The organism is Variovorax sp. RTB1 (genome assembly GCF_035018765.1).
In the GTDB taxonomy this organism is placed as follows: Bacteria; Pseudomonadota; Gammaproteobacteria; order Burkholderiales; family Burkholderiaceae_C; genus Variovorax.
Window position 1 is genome coordinate 1 of sequence record NZ_JASJXG010000021.1, and the last position, 17,209, is coordinate 17,209.

The following is a 17,209-nucleotide window of genomic DNA, read 5'->3' on the forward strand; positions in this document are numbered from 1 at the left end:
GCACTGGAGCACGCCTTCTGCGCTGCTCTACGGCGGCCTCGGCGTGATCGCTGCACTGGTCGGCGGCTGGTGGCCGGCACGGGCTGCCATGTTGTTGCCGGAAGCGCAGACGCTGAAGGGGCTCGGTGCAGCGCCGGCGGCTGGCAACGGCCACTGGCTGGCGATCGCGCTCGTCGCGCTCGGCATCGCCTTGGCCACCGCGCCCGCCATCTTCGGCATCCCGATCGCCGCGTACCTTTCGGTCGCGTGCCTGCTGGTCGGCGGCATCACCGCGCTGCCCTGGTTGATCGCGCTGTTGTACGACCGCATCGCACCGCTGTTCGCGCAACACGTGCTGCCGATGCTCGCCATCGAGCGCGCTCGACGCATGCGCGGCACTGCCGCGGTCGCGGTGAGCGGCGTGGTCGCCAGCCTGAGTCTTGCCGTCGCGCTGACGGTGATGGTGGCGAGCTTTCGCGACTCGGTCACGCGCTGGCTCGACGTCGTGCTGCCGGCCGATCTCTATGTGCGAAGTGCGTCGGCTGGCAATTCCGGCATTGGCGATCTCGCGCCTTTCATGCCCAGCTTCGTGCAGTCGCTGGCGCAAGTGCCGGGCGTGGCGCGCACCGGCACGCTGCGCACCCGACCTTTGCTGCTCGATGCCACGCGGCCCGCCGTGACGCTGATTGCACGCGACCTCGACGACGACGTGTCTCGCTCGCTACCGCTGATGACGGCGGCATTGCCGGTGCCGGCGGGGCAGATCGGCATCTACGTCAGCGAGGCGATGGTCGAGTTGTACGGGGCGAGGCCCGGAGATGTCTTCGCGCCGCTGTCAAAGGCGTTTGGCACGAGCACGACGAATGCGCCGGGTGCTGGGAGTGCCGCGAACGCGTCACAGGCAATGCCACCGATCTTCTTCGTCGCCGGCATCTGGCGGGACTACGTGCGGCAGTTCGGCGCCATCACATTGGGCGCGCGCGATTTTGAGAAGCTGACGGGCGACCGCAACGTCAGCGACATCGCGCTGTGGCTCGCGCCCGGCGCGGAAGAAGCATCGGTGCAGGCAGCAGTGCGTGCATCGGCAGCGCGCAGCATCGCGGCCGGTGGGGCGGGCGGCGAGCCGATCGAGATCTCGTCGGTCAGTCAGATTCGCGCGACCTCGTTGCGCATCTTCGACCGCAGCTTTGCCGTCACCTACTGGCTGCAAGCAGTTGCGATCGCCATCGGGCTGTTCGGCATTGCCGCGAGCTTCAGCGCGCAGGTGCTGGCGCGCCGCAAGGAATTCGGCTTGCTCGCGCACCTCGGCTTCACGCGACGACAGGTGCTGGCGATCGTCGCCGGCGAAGGCGCGGCGTGGACCGGCATCGGCGCGGTGGCCGGCCTGGTGCTCGGGCTGGCGGTATCGGTGGTGCTGGTGAAAGTGGTGAACCCGCAAAGCTTTCACTGGACCATGGATCTGCTGCTGCCATGGCTGCGCTTGATCGCGTTGTGTGCGGCAGTGGTCGCCGCCGGCACTGTGACCGCCTGGCTCGCAGGGCGTGCGGCGGCCGGGCGGGATGCGGTGTTGGCGGTGAAGGAGGATTGGTGATGGCGACACGACGGGAAAGTCCTCTGAGGCCGGCAAGTTCGGCAGCGCAATCAGGCGCATCGAGCCCCTCGCGTCGAACGCTGCTGCGAACTGCAGTGGCCGCGCTCGCTGTTCCTTTCGCGATGCCTCTCTGGGCGTTGCCGCCCCGCACCCTGCAGTTCCCACGCGACTTCGGCAGCCATCCCGATCTCGCGACAGAGTGGTGGTACATCACCGGCCATGCACGCGCGCAGGACGGGCGCGAGTTCGGCTACCAGGTCACGTTTTTTCGCTCGCGGATCGATGCTGCAAAGCCGTTGAATTCGGCCTTCGCCGCCAAGCAGATCGTGTTCGCGCATGCCGCCATCACCGATCTGGAGGGCAAGAAGCTCTGGCACGACCAGCGCATTGCGCGCGAGGGGTTCGGCGTCGCTTCGGCCAGTCAGAGCGACACCGACGTCAAGCTGCGCGACTGGTCCCTGGTGCGTCGACCTGACTCGCAAGGCACCTACGAAGCGCATGTCGCAGCTGAAGGATTCGCCATCGACCTGCACTTTGCGCCGACGCAGCCGGTGCTGTTGCAGGGCGATGCCGGCCTCTCGCGCAAGGGGCCCTCGCCCGATCAGGCCAGCTACTACTACAGCGAGCCTCAGCTCGCCGCGCAAGGCCGGCTGACGCTGCAAGGCCGCGCCTTCGATGTCACCGGAACGGCCTGGCTCGACCACGAGGTCAGCGAAGCGCTGCTGCATCCGGACGCGGTGGGTTGGGACTGGATCGGCATGAACCTGGACGATGGCAGCGCCCTCACCGCCTTTCATCTGCGGCGTCGCGACGGCAGTGCGTTGTGGGCCGGCGGCTCGATGCGCCAAAAGGGCGGCGCGTCGCGTTCGTTCAGCGAGAACGAGGTTCGGTTCCAAGCCGAAAGCACATGGACCAGCCCGCGCACAAAGGCGATCTACCCGACGCGCTGGCGCGTGCAGACTTCTGCTGGCACGTTTACCGTGCGCGCCTTGCTCGACGATCAGGAACTGGACGGTAGCGGTGCGACCGGCGGCGTGTACTGGGAAGGCCTGAGCGAACTGCTCGACGCGCAGGGCAAGCGCGTGGGCAGGGGCTACCTGGAGATGACGGGCTACGCCGCGCCGCTCCAGCTTTGACCCGCTGATTCGCTGCGCTACTTGCGCTTGATCAGCGCGATGATCTCGCCCATGATCCCGCGTCGGAATGCCAGCACGCAGATCACGAAGATCAAGCCGGTGACCATCGTCACCGACTCGCCCAGCGTGTTGAACCACTCGATGGACGTGAGGCGGGCCAGCAGGTTGCCGAACTCGCCGATCTTGTTCTCGAGCAGCTCGACCACGGCCGCGCCGACGATCGGGCCCGACAGCGTACCGAGACCACCGACCAGTGTCATCAAAACGACCTGACCCGATGCGGTCCAGTGCACGTCGCTCAATGTCGCGAAGCCGAGCACCAAGGTCTTGAGCGAGCCGGCCAGACCCGACAATGCGGCAGAGATCACGAACGCCAGCAGCTTGAATCGCGCGACGTCGTAACCCAGCGAGAGCGCACGCGGCTCGTTTTCCTTGATGCCTTTCAGCACCTGGCCAAACGGCGAATGGATGGTTCGCGCGATCAGCAGGAATCCCGCCACCACCACCGCGAGCGCGACGTAGTACATCGTGAGGTCGCTCGACAAATCGAGCAGGCCAAACAGCTTGCCACGCGGCACGCCTTGCAGGCCGTCTTCGCCGCCGGTGAATTTGGCCTGCAGCGCAACGAAGAACATCATCTGCGCCAGCGCCAGCGTGATCATCGCAAAGTAGATGCCCTGACGACGAATCGCCAACACCCCGAACAACCAGCCGAGCAGTCCACCGGTGACGGTGCCAAGAAGAAGCCCCAGCTCAGGCGTCAGGCCCCAGGCCTTCATCGAGTAGCCGGCAACGTAAGCCGAGCCGCCCAGAAACGCAGCGTGGCCGAACGACAGCAAGCCGGTGTAGCCCAACAGCAAGTTGAAGGCCGCGGCGAACAGCGCGAAGCACATCAGCTTCATCACGAACACCGGATAGGCACCGAAGAACGGCGCGAACAGCAATGCGATGAACAACAGTCCGTAGACGATCGTGGATATCTTTTTCATGTTCATGCCGGTCGCCTTACTTTTCTTTGCCGAACAGGCCGGCGGGGCGAATCAACAGCACGATGACCATGATCAGGAAAACGACGGTGGACGATGCCTCCGGGTAGAACACTTTGGTAAAGCCTTCGACGATGCCGAGCCCGAGGCCGGTGAGGATCGATCCCATGATCGAACCCATGCCGCCAATGACCACCACCGCGAACACCACGATGATGAGGTTTTGCCCCATCAGCGGCGTGACCTGAATCACGGGTGCCGCCAGCACGCCCGCGAAGGCCGCCAGCGCGGCGCCGAAGGCGTAAGTCAGCGTCACCATCAACGGCACGTTGACGCCGAACGCTTCGACCAGCCGCGGGTTCTCGGTGCCGGCCCGCAGGTACGCGCCGAGCTTGGTCCGCTCGATGACGAACCACGTTGCGAAACACACGACCAGCGACACGACAACGACCCAGGCCCGGTAGTTGGGCAGCACCATGAATCCGAGGTTGGTCGCGCCGTCGAGCAGCTCCGGTGCGTCGTAGCCGAGGCCCGATACCCCGTAGACCGAGCGAAAAGCGCCCTCGATGAGCAAGGTGAGCCCAAGCGTGAGCAGCAGGCCGTACAAATGATCGAGCTTGTAGATCCAGCGCAGCAACAGGCGCTCGATAAGCACCCCGAAAATGCCGACCACCACAGGCGCGATGAAGAGCATGGGCCAGTAGCCCAGCCCGAGGTAGTTCAGGGCCATCCATGTCAGCAGCGCACCCATCATGAACAAGGCGCCGTGCGCGAAGTTGATGACGTTGAGCAGGCCGAAGATCACGGCCAAGCCAAGACTCAACATGGCATAAAACGAGCCGTTGACCAGCCCCAGAAGGAGCTGGCTCAGAAGGCCGGGCAATGAGATGGTCATGAAAACGTTCGAGGCGTCACGGTGTAGAGGGCGTTACTTCCAGAGAGCGCACTTGCTCTCTGCCTTGGTGGTGAACACCTGGTCGCCGGGCAATTTGGAGACGACCTTGTAGTAGTCCCAAGGCTGCTTGGACTCGGCCTGCGATTTAACCTGCATCAGATACATGTCGTGCACGAAGCGACCATCGGGGCGCACCGTGCCCTGGGCATAGAAGTCCTTGATGGGCGTGCTCTTCAAGTGCGCCATGACCTTGTCGGAATCGGTTGATTTGAGCGCCTGCACGGCTTTCAGGTAAGTCGTCGTGGCCGAGTAGTCGGCGGCCTGGATGTCGGTCGGCATGCGCTTCATCTTCTCGAAGTAGCGGTTGCCGAACTTGCGCGATTCGTCGTTGAGATTCCAGTCCCAGCTGGTGGTGAGCAACAGGCCCTCGGTGTTCTTCAGACCAAGGCTGTGGATGTCGCTGATGAAGACGAGCAGGCCCGCCATCTTCATCGTCTTGGTGATGCCGAACTCACGCGCCGCCTTGATGGCGTTGACGGTGTCGCCGCCCGCGTTCGCCAGACCGAGGATCTGCGCCTTGGAGTTTTGTGCCTGCAGCAGGAACGATGAGAAGTCCGGCACATTGAGTGGATGGCGCACCGCGCCCACCACGGTGCCGCCCTTTGCCTTGACGACATTGGCAGTATCGGTTTCGAGCGCCTGTCCGAAGGCGTAGTCGGCCGTCAGAAAGAACCAGCTCTTGCCGCCCTGATCGACCACCGCGCCGCCCGTGCCCTTGGCCAGCGCCACCGTGTCATAGGCGTAGTGAACCGTATAGGGGCTGCACTGTTCGTTGGTAAGCGCCGAGGAGCCGGCACCGATCGCGATGAAGGGCCGCTTTTTCTCCAGCGCCACCTTTGCCATGGCGAGACCGGTACCAGAGTTGGTACCCCCTATCAGCATCGACAGGCCCTGCGTGTCCATCCACTCGCGCGCCTTCGATGCGGCGATGTCGGCCTTGTTCTGGTGGTCGGCGGTGAGCAGCTCGATCGGCATGCCGTTGACCTTGCCGCCGAAATCGTCGATCGCCATCTGGATGGCAGTCACGCCGCCCTTGCCGTCGACGTCCGAATACAAGCTGGACATGTCGGTGATGAAACCGATGCGTACTTTGTCGGTGGCTTGGGCATGCGCTGCGCCGACGCCAAACGCCATGGCGGCCGAAAAGACCGAGAGGGCAAATGCCTTGTTCATGGTCGACGCCATCACTTCCAAGTCGCGCATTTCGTTTCGGCCTTGGTCGTGAAGACCTGCTCACCCGGCATCACCTTGATGACTTTCAGGTAGTCCCAAGGCTGCTTCGACTCCGCCGGCGACTTGGCCTGCACCAGCAACATGTCGTGGATGTACTGGCCGTCCGCGCGAATCTGGCCCTTGCCGTAGAAGTCGTCGATCTTCATGCTCTTGAGCTGCGCCATGACCTTGTCGGCATCGGTCGTCTTCGCGGCTTCGATGGCCTTCAGGTAGTTCGTGGTGAACGAGTAATCGGCGGCCTGCACGTCGGTCGGCATGCGCTTGGTCTTGTCGAAGAACTTTTTCGACCAGGCGCGTGTCTTGTCGTTCAGGTCCCAGTAGAAACTGGTGGTGTGCAACAGGCCTTCGGTGTTCTTCAGACCCAAGCTGTGGACGTCCGAAAGGAACACCAGCAGACCGGCGATCTTCATGGTCTTGTTGATGCCGAACTCTTTCGCGGCCTTGATCGAGTTGATGGTGTCACCGCCAGCGTTCGCCAGACCGAGAATCTGCGCCTTGGAGTTTTGTGCCTGCAGCAGGAACGACGAGAAGTCGGACGCGTTGAGTGGGTGACGAACCGCGCCCAGCACCGTCCCACCCTTGGCTTTGACGATGGCGGTGGTGTCGGCTTCTAGCGCCTGGCCGAATGCGTAGTCGGCCGTCAAAAAGAACCAGCTCTTGCCGCCTTGGTCGACCACCGCGCCACCCGTGCCCTTGGCCAGCGCCACCGTGTCGTACGCATAGTGGATGGTGTACGGGCTGCACTGATCGTTAGTGAGCGCAGAGGTGCCGGCGCCGTTGTTGATGTAGACACGCTTCTTTTCTTGCGCCACCTTGGCCATCGCCAGCGCGGTGCCGGAGTTGGTGCCGCCGAACAGCAGCGTGATGCCTTGCGTATCGATCCACTCGCGCGCCTTCGATGCGGCGATGTCGGGCTTGTTCTGGTGGTCTGCCGACATCAGCTCGATCGGCTGGCCCAGCACCTTGCCGCCGAAGTCGTCGATCGCCATCTGGATGGCCGTCACGCCGCCCTTGCCTTCGACGTCCGAGTAAAGGCTGGACATGTCGGTGATGAAGCCGATCTTGACTTTCTCTTGCGCCTGAGCGGCGGTGGCAAGAGTGAGAGCACCCATGGCGATTGCGAGTGCGGTAAGTTTCTTGTTCATGAAGATTTCTCCGAAAGAAAGATGAAATTTAAGAGCAGTCAAACGCCGAGCAGTTCGTGGAGGACCGGCATCTTGGCTTCGAGTTCGGCAGCGCCGAACTTCTCGACGATGCGTCCGTGCTCCATCACGTAGAAGCGATCGGCCAGCGGTGCGGCAAAGCGGAAGTTCTGCTCGACCATGACCACGGTGTAGCCCTTGCGACGCAGCATGTGAATCATGCGTGCGAGGGCTTGAACAATGACGGGCGCGAGCCCTTCGGATATCTCGTCGAGAAGCAGCAGCTTGGCTCCCGTGCGCAAGATGCGCGCGACCGCCAGCATCTGCTGCTCACCGCCCGAGAGACGCGTACCCTGGCTGTGGCGGCGCTCGGCCAGGTTGGGGAACATGTCGTAGATTTCTTCGACCGACATGCCCGGGCCAGCGCCTTTAAGTTGCGGCGGCAGCATCAGGTTTTCTTCGCACGAGAGGCTGGCGAAAATGCCGCGCTCTTCCGGGCAATAGCCGATGCCGTGGTGCGCGATGCGGTAGGTCGCCATCGAAATGGTTTCGACGCCGTTGACCTGGATGCTGCCTTTGCGCGCACCCGTCAGCCCCATGATGGCGCGCAGCGTGGTCGTGCGCCCGGCCCCGTTGCGGCCGAGGAGCGTGACGACTTCGCCGGGCTGCACGACCATGTCGACGCCGTGCAACACGTGCGACTCGCCGTACCAGGCTTCCAGGCCCTTGATCTCCAGTGCGGCGGTCATGAATGAGCGCCGGCGAGCTGTCCGTCGGTGGTGCCCATGTAGGCCTCCATCACCAGCGGGTTCTTCGAGACTTCAGCGTACGGCCCCTCGGCCAGCACGGCGCCGCGCTGCAGCACGGTGATGGTGTCGGCGATGGTCGACACCACGCTCATGTTGTGCTCGACCATCAGGATGGTGCGGCCTGCGGCCACGCGTTTGATCAGTTCGGCCACGCGGTGCACGTCTTCGTGGCCCATGCCCTGCGTCGGCTCGTCGAGCAACATCAGCTCGGGCTCCATCGCCAGCGTGGTGGCGATCTCGAGGGCGCGCTTGCTGCCGTAGGGCAGGTTTACCGTCTGCTCCTCAGCCAGGTCCTCCAGCCCGACCTCGGCCAGCAAAGCGCGAGCGCGATCGTCGAGCGGCTTCAACGAATTTTCGCTTTTCCAGAAGTGGTAAGAGGTGCCGAGTGAACGCTGCAATCCGAGGCGCACGTTTTCGAGCAACGTGAGGTGAGGGAACACTGCGGAAATCTGGAACGAGCGAATGATGCCGCGGCGCGCGATTTGCGCAGGCCGCTCGTTCGTGATGTCATGGCCGTTGAAGAGGATCGTGCCGGACGTCGGCTCGAGGAATTTGGTCAGGAGGTTGAAGCAGGTCGTCTTGCCGGCGCCGTTGGGGCCGATCAGGGCGTGGATCGATCCGCGCTTGACTGCCAGATCGACCTTGCTGACCGCGGTGAAACCTTTGAATTCCTTGGTGAGCTGACGTGTTTCGAGAATGACGTCGCTCATCTCGCGCGGTCGCCCGGTTGCTGGAAGGAAATTTCGATCATGCGGTCCATTCGAGCGCGCCACCATGGCTGCGCGGACGCATGTTATCTCGCGGTTCGGCGCTTTCTACTGGGGCAAATGCCTATGCTGCACTGCAACCCGGCGCTCTCCTACGCGGCCGGAAGCGCGTCCGGCCGCGCAGGATTCAGTGCGCACCCGCCGCGGCATCGGAACCCGCGCCGCCCTTGGCCGGTTTGGCAAGCCAGACCAGCGGAATCAGGAAAATGAACAAGACAGCCGACGCGTAGAAAACATCGTTGGCCGCCAGCATGAAGGATTGCTGGTCGATCAGCCGGTTGATCTGCGCCAGTACCTGATCGGCACTGAAGCCGTTGCTTTGCAATCCGGAGATCATGCCGGTTGCTGCAGAGTTGCCCTGGTTGATCGACTCGGCCAGTTGCGCGTGGTGCGTCGTCGCGCGGTTGTCCCAAACGGTCGTGACGATCGAGGTGCCCATGGCGCCCGCGGTGATCCGTAAAAAATTCGACAGGCCCGAAGCTGCAGGAATTCGATCGGGCGTCAGGCCCGACAGTGTGATGGTTACCAACGGGATAAAGAAGAACGCCATCGCCACGCCCTGGATGATCGTCGGCACCATGATGGTGGCGATGTCGGCCGACGTGTTGAAGCGCGAACGCATCCACAGCACGAGCGCGAACACCAGGAACGAGAAGGTGACGTAGCGCCGCGGATCGACTTTGGCCACGGTGAGCCCGACCAGCGGGGACAGCACGATGGCCAATGCGCCGACGGGCGCCAGCACCATGCCGGCCTGCGTCGCGGTGTAGCCCATGTACTGCTGCAGCCAGAGCGGCAGCAACACGACGTTGCCAAAGAACAGCCCATACCCCACGGCGGTGGCCAGGGCACCCGACCAGAAGTTGCGGCGTTTGAACAGTGAAAGGTCGACGACCGGATGCTCTTCAGTCAGCTCCCAGATGATGAAGAAGGCGAACCCCACGACGGCCACAACGGCCATCGTCACCACCTCAGGCGAATGAAACCAATCGAGCTCCTTGCCCTTGTCGAGCATTAGCTGCATCGAGCCCACCCACAGCACCAGCAGCGTCAACCCCACCGAATCGATCGGCGCCTTCACGATGGTCGAATCACGCTTGCGGTAGAGCACCCAGGTAATCGACGCCGCGAGCACGCCCACCGGGATGTTGATATAGAAAATCCACGGCCACGAGATGTTGTCGGTAATCCAACCGCCGAGCAGCGGGCCCATCACCGGCGCGACCAGCGTCGTCATCGCCCACATAGCCATCGCGAGGCCGGCGAGCGCCCGCGGATAGCTGGCGAGAAGCAAGGTCTGCGACAGCGGAATCATCGGCCCGGCGCAAAAGCCCTGCAGCGCGCGGAACAGAATCAGCGTGGTCATGTTCGGCGCGATACCGCACAAGAACGAGGCGAACATGAACAGGATCACGCTGGCCATGAAGAGCCTGACCTGACCGAACCGCTGCGAAAGCCAGCCGGTGAGAGGCACCGCGATGGCGTTGGCCACCGCGAAGCTGGTGATGACCCAGGTGCCCTGCGTCGAACTGACGCCGAGGTCGCCGGAAATTGCGGGGAGCGACACGTTCGCGATCGACGAATCGAGCACGTTCATGAAGGTCGCAGCCGAGAGCGCGATCGTGCCCCAGACGCGCGCAGCGCCTTCGAGCGGCGCGTGGACAATGTGAGCGGATGCGGGAGCAGTGGCCATCGCGTGCGTATGCGGCTGTGCGTGTAAAAGAGAACGGGGGAGCGTGCGGATCGGGGCCGGCGACTAGCCGTGGTTGCCCGACATGGCGACGGCCGCGGGCCGCGCGACGCTGGCCTGCGGCGGCACGGCCGACACGGCAGCGCCGGGTGCTGTCGCCTTGGCCGCGGGCGCAGCCGTGCCCTTCGCGCCGCTCGCCAGCGCAGGCACCGCACCGGCGAGATTGGCCGCGATAATGCGTTGCACGACCGCGTCGGAGCCGTTGTCTTCCGAGCTGTAGACCTGGGTCTGCGACAACGCTGAAGCGCGGGGCGCGTCGGCCAGCATCTTTCCGTCCTTAGCGCTGACATCAATCTCCGCGTCCATCGACAAACCGACGCGCAGCGGGCTGGTCTTCAATTGCTCCGGGTCGAGCGTGATGCGCACCGGCACACGCTGCACCACCTTGATCCAGTTGCCGGTCGCGTTTTGTGCAGGCAAGAGCGCAAAGGCTGCACCGGTACCCACGCCCAAGCCCGCGACCTTGCCGTTGTATTCGATCTTTTTGCCATACAGGTCGGCGGTGAGTTTTACGGGCTGACCGAGACGGATGTTGCGCAGCTGCACTTCCTTGAAATTGGCATCGACCCACACTTGGTTGAGCGGCACGATCGACATCATCGGCGTGCCGGCAGCGACGCGCTGGCCAAGCTGCACCGTGCGCTTGGCAACGTAGCCGTCGACCGGTGCGGGCATCGCGACGCGCTGCGTGGCGAGGTAGGCCTCGCGCACCTTGGCCGCGGCGGACAGCACGCTCGGGTGGTCTGCGACGCTGGTGCCATCGGTCAACGACTGGTTGCTCAACAGCTGTTCACGTGCAGTGACAACGCCTGCCTGAGCAGCCGCCAGCGCGCTCTTGGCATTGGCAAGCGCGGTTTCGGAATGGCTCAGTTCTTCTTTCGACACAGCGCCATTGCCGGACAGCGCCTGGCGACGTTGCAGATCGTCTTGCGCCCGCGCGATGTCGCTCTGTGCCCTGACGATGTCCGACTGGCGCAGCGTGACCTGTGCCGCCAGCGAGCCGTTGTTGGCATACAGCGTGCGCACCTGGCGCACGGCTTGCGCCAGAGCGGCTTCGGACTGGTCGAGCGCGACCTTGGCGTCCGCCGGATCGAGCTGCACCAGCGGCTGGCCGGCTTTCACGAAGTCGGTGTCGTCGGCCATGATGGACATGACGGTGCCGCTGATCTGCGGTGTGATCTGGATGACGTTGCCTTGCACGTAAGCGTTGTCGGTGTCTTCGTAGTGGCTTGCAACCAGCCATTCGTAGACGCCCCAACCGCCACCCACGACGATGACGACCGCTGCCAGAGCGGTCAGTGCGCGACGGCGCTTGCCGTTGCTGGCCGCAGGCGCTTCAGAAGAGACGGAGGCTGCAGGAGCTGCCGTTGGCGGAGTGTTGTTGTCGTTCATGGTGATGCGTCTTCTTGATCGATAAATTCAGCGAAGTATTGGAGTCGACAGTTCGTCAGTTGATCTGTGCCGAGGCAGTGTTCACCGGCGGCTGGTAGCCGCCGCCGAGGGCACGCGCCAACGACACCTGCGTGTCGAGTGCGCGCGCCGCCAGGTCGACCGCGAGCCGGCGCTGCGCCAGCACAGTCGTTTCGGCCGTCAGCACCTGCAGGTAGTTGCCAAGGCCGGCGCGGTAACGCTGCACCGCAATGTCATAGGCGCCTTCGGCAGCGACTTCTGCATTGCGTTGTTCTGTTTGCTGCCGCGTGATCGACTGTGCGCTGGCGACCTGGTCGGCCACGTCGCGTACCGCGTCGATCACGGTGGCGTTGTAGGTTTCGATCGCAGCGTCGAGGTCCGATGCCTTGCCGCGCAGGTTGGCGCGCAGACGGCCACCTTCGAAGATAGGCAAGCGGATGGCGGGGCCCACGCCCCACTGCTGGCTTCCACTCTTTACGAGGTTGCTGAAGCCGATCGACTGGAAGCCCGCAAACGCGGTCAGATTGATGTTCGGATAGAACTGCGTGCGCGCGTTGGCGACGTCGCTCGTGGCCGCTTCGACGCGCCATCGCGCTGCCGCGATGTCGGCGCGGCGGCCCAGCAGGTCGACCGGAATGTTTGACCGCAACGCGATCGCCTTGACCGAGTCCAGCGCAGGTGGCACCAGGCTTTGCGTGACATTCGGCTTGGCGACGAGCGCATCGAGCGCGTGCTGTGCAAGGGCGATCTGCTCGTTGATCGATTCGATCTGCTGGCGCGCTTCTGGCAGACCGCCTTCGCTCTGGCGCAGCTCGAGGCGCGTATCGAGGCCGGCGGACACCCGGTCGCGCACCAGCTTCAAGGTTTCGTCGCGCTGCGACAAGGTGCGTTGTGCAACCGCGAGCTGGCCGGTCAGGCGTGCCCACTGAAAGTATCCACGCGCCACATTGGCCGAGAGCATGACGCGCGACGCTTGCTCATCGGCAGCGGCAGCATTGGCCGAACCGATGGAGGCGTCGAGCGCAGTGCGGTTCTTGCCGAAGAAGTCGAGTTCCCAGCTGCCATTGAGCTGCAGAGTGCCGATCTCCTGAATCGATCCACCCAGCGGCGACGGGTAGATGTAGTTCTTGCTGAACTTGGTGCGGTTGGCATCGAACTGGCCATTGAGCTGCGGCTTGTCGGCGGCGCCGATGACATCGACCGAAGCCTGCGCGCGAGCCAGCCGGGCGCGGGCCACTTGCAGGTTCGGATTGCCCTCGACCGCTTGATCGATCAGCGTATTGAGTTGCGCGTCGCCGAAAGCGGTCCACCAGCGCGGATCGACACCTTCCGATGGGTTGAGGGTTACAGTGCCGTTTGAAGGTACCGCAGCAGTAAAACCAAGCGAATCGGCATCGCGCAGCTTGGCGTGCGCGCCGATGCCGGCCATATCGGCGCAACCGGCCAACATCAGTGCAGATGCGAGCGCCAGCGCACCTAATGCGAAGGCGCCGGAAGCGGAAGACTCAAGAGGACGACGAAGTGTTTTCATTTTTTTCTCCACGAGCCGACAGGGCTTGTGCGTTGTCGAGGATGCGGCGCAGGTAGCCTTTGAGCTGTTCCCACTCTTCATGGCTGAAACCGGCGAGATGTTCGTTTTGCACACGACTCAACACGTGCGGTACTTGTTCTGCGGCAGAGCGGCCTTCATCGGTCAGCTCGATGTTGACGACGCGGCGATCGGTCAGTGAACGCACGCGCTTGCAAAGTCCTTTACTCTCAAGACGGTCGAGCAGGCGTGTCATGGCGCCGGTATCGAGCTCGCATTCGCGCGCCAATTCGGCCACTGTGGTTGCCTTGCCCATCTGCAATTTGTGCAGCGGAATCCACTGCGGATAAGTCGGATTGCCGGGGCCGCACATCTTGGATTCCACCGATTGGCCCACCGCGGTCATGATCCGCCGCATCAGATAGCCCACGCTCTCCTCAGCGCGATAAGTCTCCGCTTTATAGAAAGCAGGCACCGATTCGACTGGGGTTTCCCCTAGCGAAGACGCTGTTTCTTGGCTTTTTGACTCGTTCATGATGAATAAATATTAGCTGCCGCGGCAATTACTGTCAAGGCGACCTTTGTAACGACAGCATTCGTTAGAATCATCCGATGCCTGTTCCTGCTGTGCCGTCTGCACCTTCCGCCGCACCCCCTGCTGCGTCTTCCCCTGTGTCGTCTACCGCCCCTTCCGGTACCTCCGCTGGCGCCAAAGGCGAGCCCAAGTCACTGTCTGGGTTGCGGCCCTTCCTCCGGCCCTACAGGGTCCAGATCGGCATGGCAGCGCTGTTTCTGGTCCTGGCCGCCGTGACGACGCTGGTATTTCCGTTGGCGTTACGCAGCTTGATCGATGGCGGGCTCGTCTCGACCGACAAAGGCGCGCAGACGATGGCCCTGCGCGACCATTTTCTGGAACTGTTTGGCGTCGCCGTGGCGCTGGGCCTCTTCTCGGCGTTGCGCTTCTATACGGTGAGTTGGCTCGGCGAGCGCGTCACGGCCGACTTGCGCAACGCGGTGTACGCGCACGTGTTGCGCCAGAGCCCCGTGTTCTTCGAATCGACTCAGACCGGCGAGGTGCTGTCACGCCTTACCGCCGATACGACGCTGGTGCAAACGGTGGTCGGCTCGTCGCTCAGCATGGGCCTGCGCAATGCGGTGATGGGCATCGGCGCGCTGGCGATGCTGGTGTGGACGAATCCGTACGTGATGACGCAAGTGCTGCTCATCCTCGTGCTGGTGGTGCTCCCGAGCATGTGGTTCGGTCGGCGCGTGCGGAAGCTGTCGCGGGCCAGCCAGGACCGTGTCGCCGATTCGAGCGCCATTGCTGCGGAGGTGCTCAACGCCATTCCCGTGGTGCAGAGCTACACCGCAGAGAAGCGGGAGGCCGAGCGCTTCGACGCATCGACCAACGCGGCCTTCAACACTGCCATACGTCGAACCAAAGCGCGATCGGTGCTCGTGGCATTCATCATCATCGCCACATCGGCGGCGCTGCTCTGGGGCCTTTACCAAGGCACGCAAGCCGTGTTGCACGGCGAGATCACCGCCGGCCACCTGGGCCAGACGGTCGTGTACGTGATCATTCTGGCCAGCGCGGCCGCGGTGCTCGGCGAGGTCTACGGTGACTTGCTGCGTGCAGCCGGCGCCACCGAGCGTTTGATGGAATTGCTCCACGCGGTGCCCGCCATCGTGTCGCCCGTGCGGCCGGTCGCTGCGCCGGTGCCGCCCTCCGGCAGCGCGGTGAGCTTCGATGCGGTGACCTTTCACTACCCTTCGCGCCCCGGCACCGCGGCGCTGCGCGATTTCAGCCTCGCCGTCGCGCCGGGCGAAACTGTGGCGCTGGTCGGCTCCAGTGGTGCCGGCAAGAGCACGGTGTTCCAGTTGCTGCTGCGCTACTACGACCCGCAGTCGGGTCAGCTGTTGCTGGACGGCGTACCGCTGGCTGATTTGTCACTCGATCATTTGCGTCATCGCATTGGTTTGGTGCCCCAGGATGCGGTGATCTTTTCGACCAGCGCATTCGAGAACATCCGCTACGGTCGGCCCGAAGCCAGCGCGGATGAGGTTCATGCCGCCGCACGCGCCGCCTTTGCGCACGACTTTTTGACTGCGCTACCTGAGGGCTACGAAACCTTTCTCGGCGAGCGCGGCGTGCGGCTGTCAGGCGGCCAGCGGCAACGCATCGCCATCGCGCGCGCCATGCTGAAGAACCCTCCTCTGTTGTTGCTGGATGAAGCGACCAGCGCGCTGGATGCCGAAAGCGAACGCATGGTGCAGGCAGCTCTTGAAACCGCGATGGCGGGCCGAACGACGATCGTGATCGCGCACCGATTGGCGACCGTGCAAAAGGCAGATCGCATCATCGTGCTCGATCATGGCGCCATTGTCGAACAGGGCACGCATGCGGCGCTGGTGGCGCAAGGCGGCATCTACGCGCGGCTCGCAGCATTGCAGTTCACAGCTTGAGGCCGGGCCTGAGACTCGGTTCGGGTGCAGCGCAACAAGTGCGCTGATCGGCGGGCACAGGTGCCGACGAGGCAGTCGATTACTGCAGCGTCTCTTTGAGCGCCGGCGGCAACGGCAATGGCATCACCGCGATGCCTTCGTCGAGTAACGCTTCGGCTTGCTCGCGCGTCGCCTGACCGCGAATGCTGCGCTCTTCGGCTTCGCCATAGTGCATCTTGCGTGCCTCGTCGGCAAAACGATCGCCGACGTTTTCAGTGTTGGCCATGACCTCGCGGACAGCACGCATCCAACGCGCCTCCGGTGTGGTCGGTGCCGAGACTTCGCGCGATGAAGACGGCTCGGATTCTGGCGCTCTGGAGTTGCCGAGATTCAGACGAGGCGCCGTCAGGAGCTTGACGATGCCAGTGTCGCCGCACATCGGGCATTCGACCAGACCACCAGCATGTTGCATGTCGAAGGCTTCGTTCGACGCGAACCACCCCTCGAAGCCGTGGCCCTGTGCGCATTGGAGGTTGAGGACCTTCATGCGACCGATTATCGGTTGGCGGCTGCGTGGGTGGCCATCTGCCAATCGAGCGTCCAGGCACCGGAGAGGACATTTTGCAGCCACAGCGCACAAGTCAACGTCTTGGCATCGGTCAGGGTACCGTCGCGGCACCATGAGAGCAGCTCAGCGGGAGTGGCGGTGAAAACATCGAGAAACTCGCCATGGTCCAGCTGACGCTCCCCCAAAGACAAGCCCCGCGCAAAGTAGATGTGAATGATTTCGGTCGAATAGGCCACGGCAAGGTGCATCGCACCCGCATGGGCCCACTCGATGGCCGTGTAACCGGTTTCTTCCAGCAGTTCTCGCTGTCCGCATACCAGCGGCGCTTCACCGGCATCGAGCTTGCCGGCAGGAAACTCGATCATCACCTGCCCGATCGGGTAGCGATATTGCCGCTCGAGCACGATGCGGCCGTCGTCGAGCATCGGAATCACCACCACGGCGCCGGGATGAACGACGTACTCACGCGTGGCACTTGCACCGTCAGGCAACCGCACGGTGTCGCGCCTTGCGTGCAGGAAGTTGCCGTCGAGCAGCACTTCACTGCCGATGGCTTCTTCTCTAAGGTGCGCGTCGGTCATCAGCCAGCCCGGTGTTTGCGGTGTTTTAGCAAATAGCGCCAGGTGAATCCCGGGAAAGCCAGCACGATAAAGAGCGCGCCGGTCACCGCGTAGAACTCCCAGCCTTGCGGCGAGATCTGGCCGAGTCGGCGCTCGAAGAGCAAACCGACACCGCCCACCAAGAAATACAGCAGCACCAGTTCACCGAATCGTGCGGCGAGCGGTTTGCTGGCGCGCTTCCAGAGCGGCACCAGTGCCAGCAGGCGCTCGTTGGCGAACGGCAGGTTGGCCGCAATCAGCGCCACGATGAGCACCAGCCAGACCGAAGCGCTCTGCGACACCCGGCGCGC

At 63.5% G+C, this 17,209-nt stretch carries 16 protein-coding genes; 3 read left to right on the forward strand and 13 right to left on the reverse strand.

Annotated features, from left to right (window positions below):
* The coding region (locus QN397_RS14400) for an ABC transporter permease (RefSeq protein WP_323501228.1) at positions 1-1,570 on the forward strand (1,570 nt) is incomplete at its 5' end.
* A gap of 122 nt (positions 1,571-1,692) precedes the next feature.
* Positions 1,693-2,706, forward strand: a complete 1,014-nt coding sequence (locus QN397_RS14405) for a carotenoid 1,2-hydratase (protein WP_323501229.1) — start codon at positions 1,693-1,695, stop codon at positions 2,704-2,706.
* A 17-nt stretch (positions 2,707-2,723) separates the two neighbouring features.
* Here the strand turns inward: QN397_RS14405 and QN397_RS14410 are convergent, their stop codons facing one another.
* From QN397_RS14410 to QN397_RS14455, 10 genes are all read right to left on the reverse strand, one after another.
* Entirely contained in the window at positions 2,724-3,701 is a 978-nt protein-coding gene (locus QN397_RS14410; protein WP_187051367.1) for a branched-chain amino acid ABC transporter permease, read from the reverse strand.
* A gap of 10 nt (positions 3,702-3,711) precedes the next feature.
* Positions 3,712-4,587, reverse strand: a complete 876-nt coding sequence (locus QN397_RS14415) for a branched-chain amino acid ABC transporter permease (RefSeq protein ID WP_323496188.1) — start codon at positions 4,585-4,587, stop codon at positions 3,712-3,714.
* A gap of 33 nt (positions 4,588-4,620) precedes the next feature.
* Positions 4,621-5,781, reverse strand: a complete 1,161-nt coding sequence (locus tag QN397_RS14420; RefSeq protein WP_323501264.1) for an ABC transporter substrate-binding protein — start codon at positions 5,779-5,781, stop codon at positions 4,621-4,623.
* A gap of 50 nt (positions 5,782-5,831) precedes the next feature.
* A complete protein-coding gene (locus tag QN397_RS14425; RefSeq protein ID WP_323501230.1) occupies positions 5,832-7,025 on the reverse strand; it encodes an ABC transporter substrate-binding protein in 1,194 nt (397 codons plus the stop codon).
* Positions 7,026-7,063: 38 nt separating this feature from the next.
* Positions 7,064-7,771 (reverse strand): ABC transporter ATP-binding protein, encoded by a 708-nt coding sequence (locus tag QN397_RS14430; RefSeq protein WP_323501231.1) that lies wholly within the window; start codon positions 7,769-7,771, stop codon positions 7,064-7,066.
* Positions 7,768-8,541 (reverse strand): ABC transporter ATP-binding protein, encoded by a 774-nt coding sequence (locus QN397_RS14435; protein WP_323501232.1) that lies wholly within the window; start codon positions 8,539-8,541, stop codon positions 7,768-7,770. Before QN397_RS14435 ends, QN397_RS14430 begins: the two co-directional genes overlap by 4 nt.
* Positions 8,542-8,725: 184 nt before the next feature.
* Positions 8,726-10,291: a DHA2 family efflux MFS transporter permease subunit gene (locus tag QN397_RS14440; protein ID WP_323501233.1), complete on the reverse strand. Its 1,566-nt coding sequence runs from the start codon at positions 10,289-10,291 to the stop codon at positions 8,726-8,728.
* Between the two features lie 63 nt (positions 10,292-10,354).
* The gene (locus tag QN397_RS14445) at positions 10,355-11,740 is read right to left on the reverse strand and encodes an efflux RND transporter periplasmic adaptor subunit (protein WP_323501234.1); all 1,386 of its coding nucleotides are present in this window, start codon (positions 11,738-11,740) and stop codon (positions 10,355-10,357) included.
* Positions 11,741-11,795: 55 nt separating this feature from the next.
* On the reverse strand, positions 11,796-13,289 hold the full coding sequence (locus tag QN397_RS14450; RefSeq protein WP_416352331.1) for an efflux transporter outer membrane subunit: 1,494 nt from the start codon (positions 13,287-13,289) through the stop codon (positions 11,796-11,798).
* A complete protein-coding gene (locus tag QN397_RS14455) occupies positions 13,264-13,821 on the reverse strand; it encodes a MarR family transcriptional regulator (protein WP_323501235.1) in 558 nt (185 codons plus the stop codon). The genes QN397_RS14450 and QN397_RS14455 overlap by 26 nt, the downstream gene beginning before the upstream one ends.
* A gap of 77 nt (positions 13,822-13,898) precedes the next feature.
* Between QN397_RS14455 and QN397_RS14460 the strand changes: the two genes are divergently transcribed.
* Positions 13,899-15,752, forward strand: a complete 1,854-nt coding sequence (locus tag QN397_RS14460; RefSeq protein WP_416352332.1) for an ABC transporter transmembrane domain-containing protein — start codon at positions 13,899-13,901, stop codon at positions 15,750-15,752.
* Between the two features lie 79 nt (positions 15,753-15,831).
* Here the strand turns inward: QN397_RS14460 and QN397_RS14465 are convergent, their stop codons facing one another.
* From QN397_RS14465 to QN397_RS14475, 3 genes are read right to left on the reverse strand one after another with little or no spacing between them, the layout of a single operon-like run.
* Positions 15,832-16,278: a DUF1178 family protein gene (locus QN397_RS14465; RefSeq protein ID WP_323496196.1), complete on the reverse strand. Its 447-nt coding sequence runs from the start codon at positions 16,276-16,278 to the stop codon at positions 15,832-15,834.
* 8 nt (positions 16,279-16,286) lie between these two features.
* Complete coding sequence (locus tag QN397_RS14470) at positions 16,287-16,880, reverse strand: NUDIX hydrolase (RefSeq protein WP_323496197.1); 594 nt, start codon at positions 16,878-16,880, stop codon at positions 16,287-16,289.
* Positions 16,880-17,200, reverse strand: a complete 321-nt coding sequence (locus tag QN397_RS14475) for a DUF2818 family protein (protein ID WP_187051355.1) — start codon at positions 17,198-17,200, stop codon at positions 16,880-16,882. The genes QN397_RS14470 and QN397_RS14475 overlap by 1 nt, the downstream gene beginning before the upstream one ends.
* Positions 17,201-17,209 lie beyond the last annotated feature (9 nt).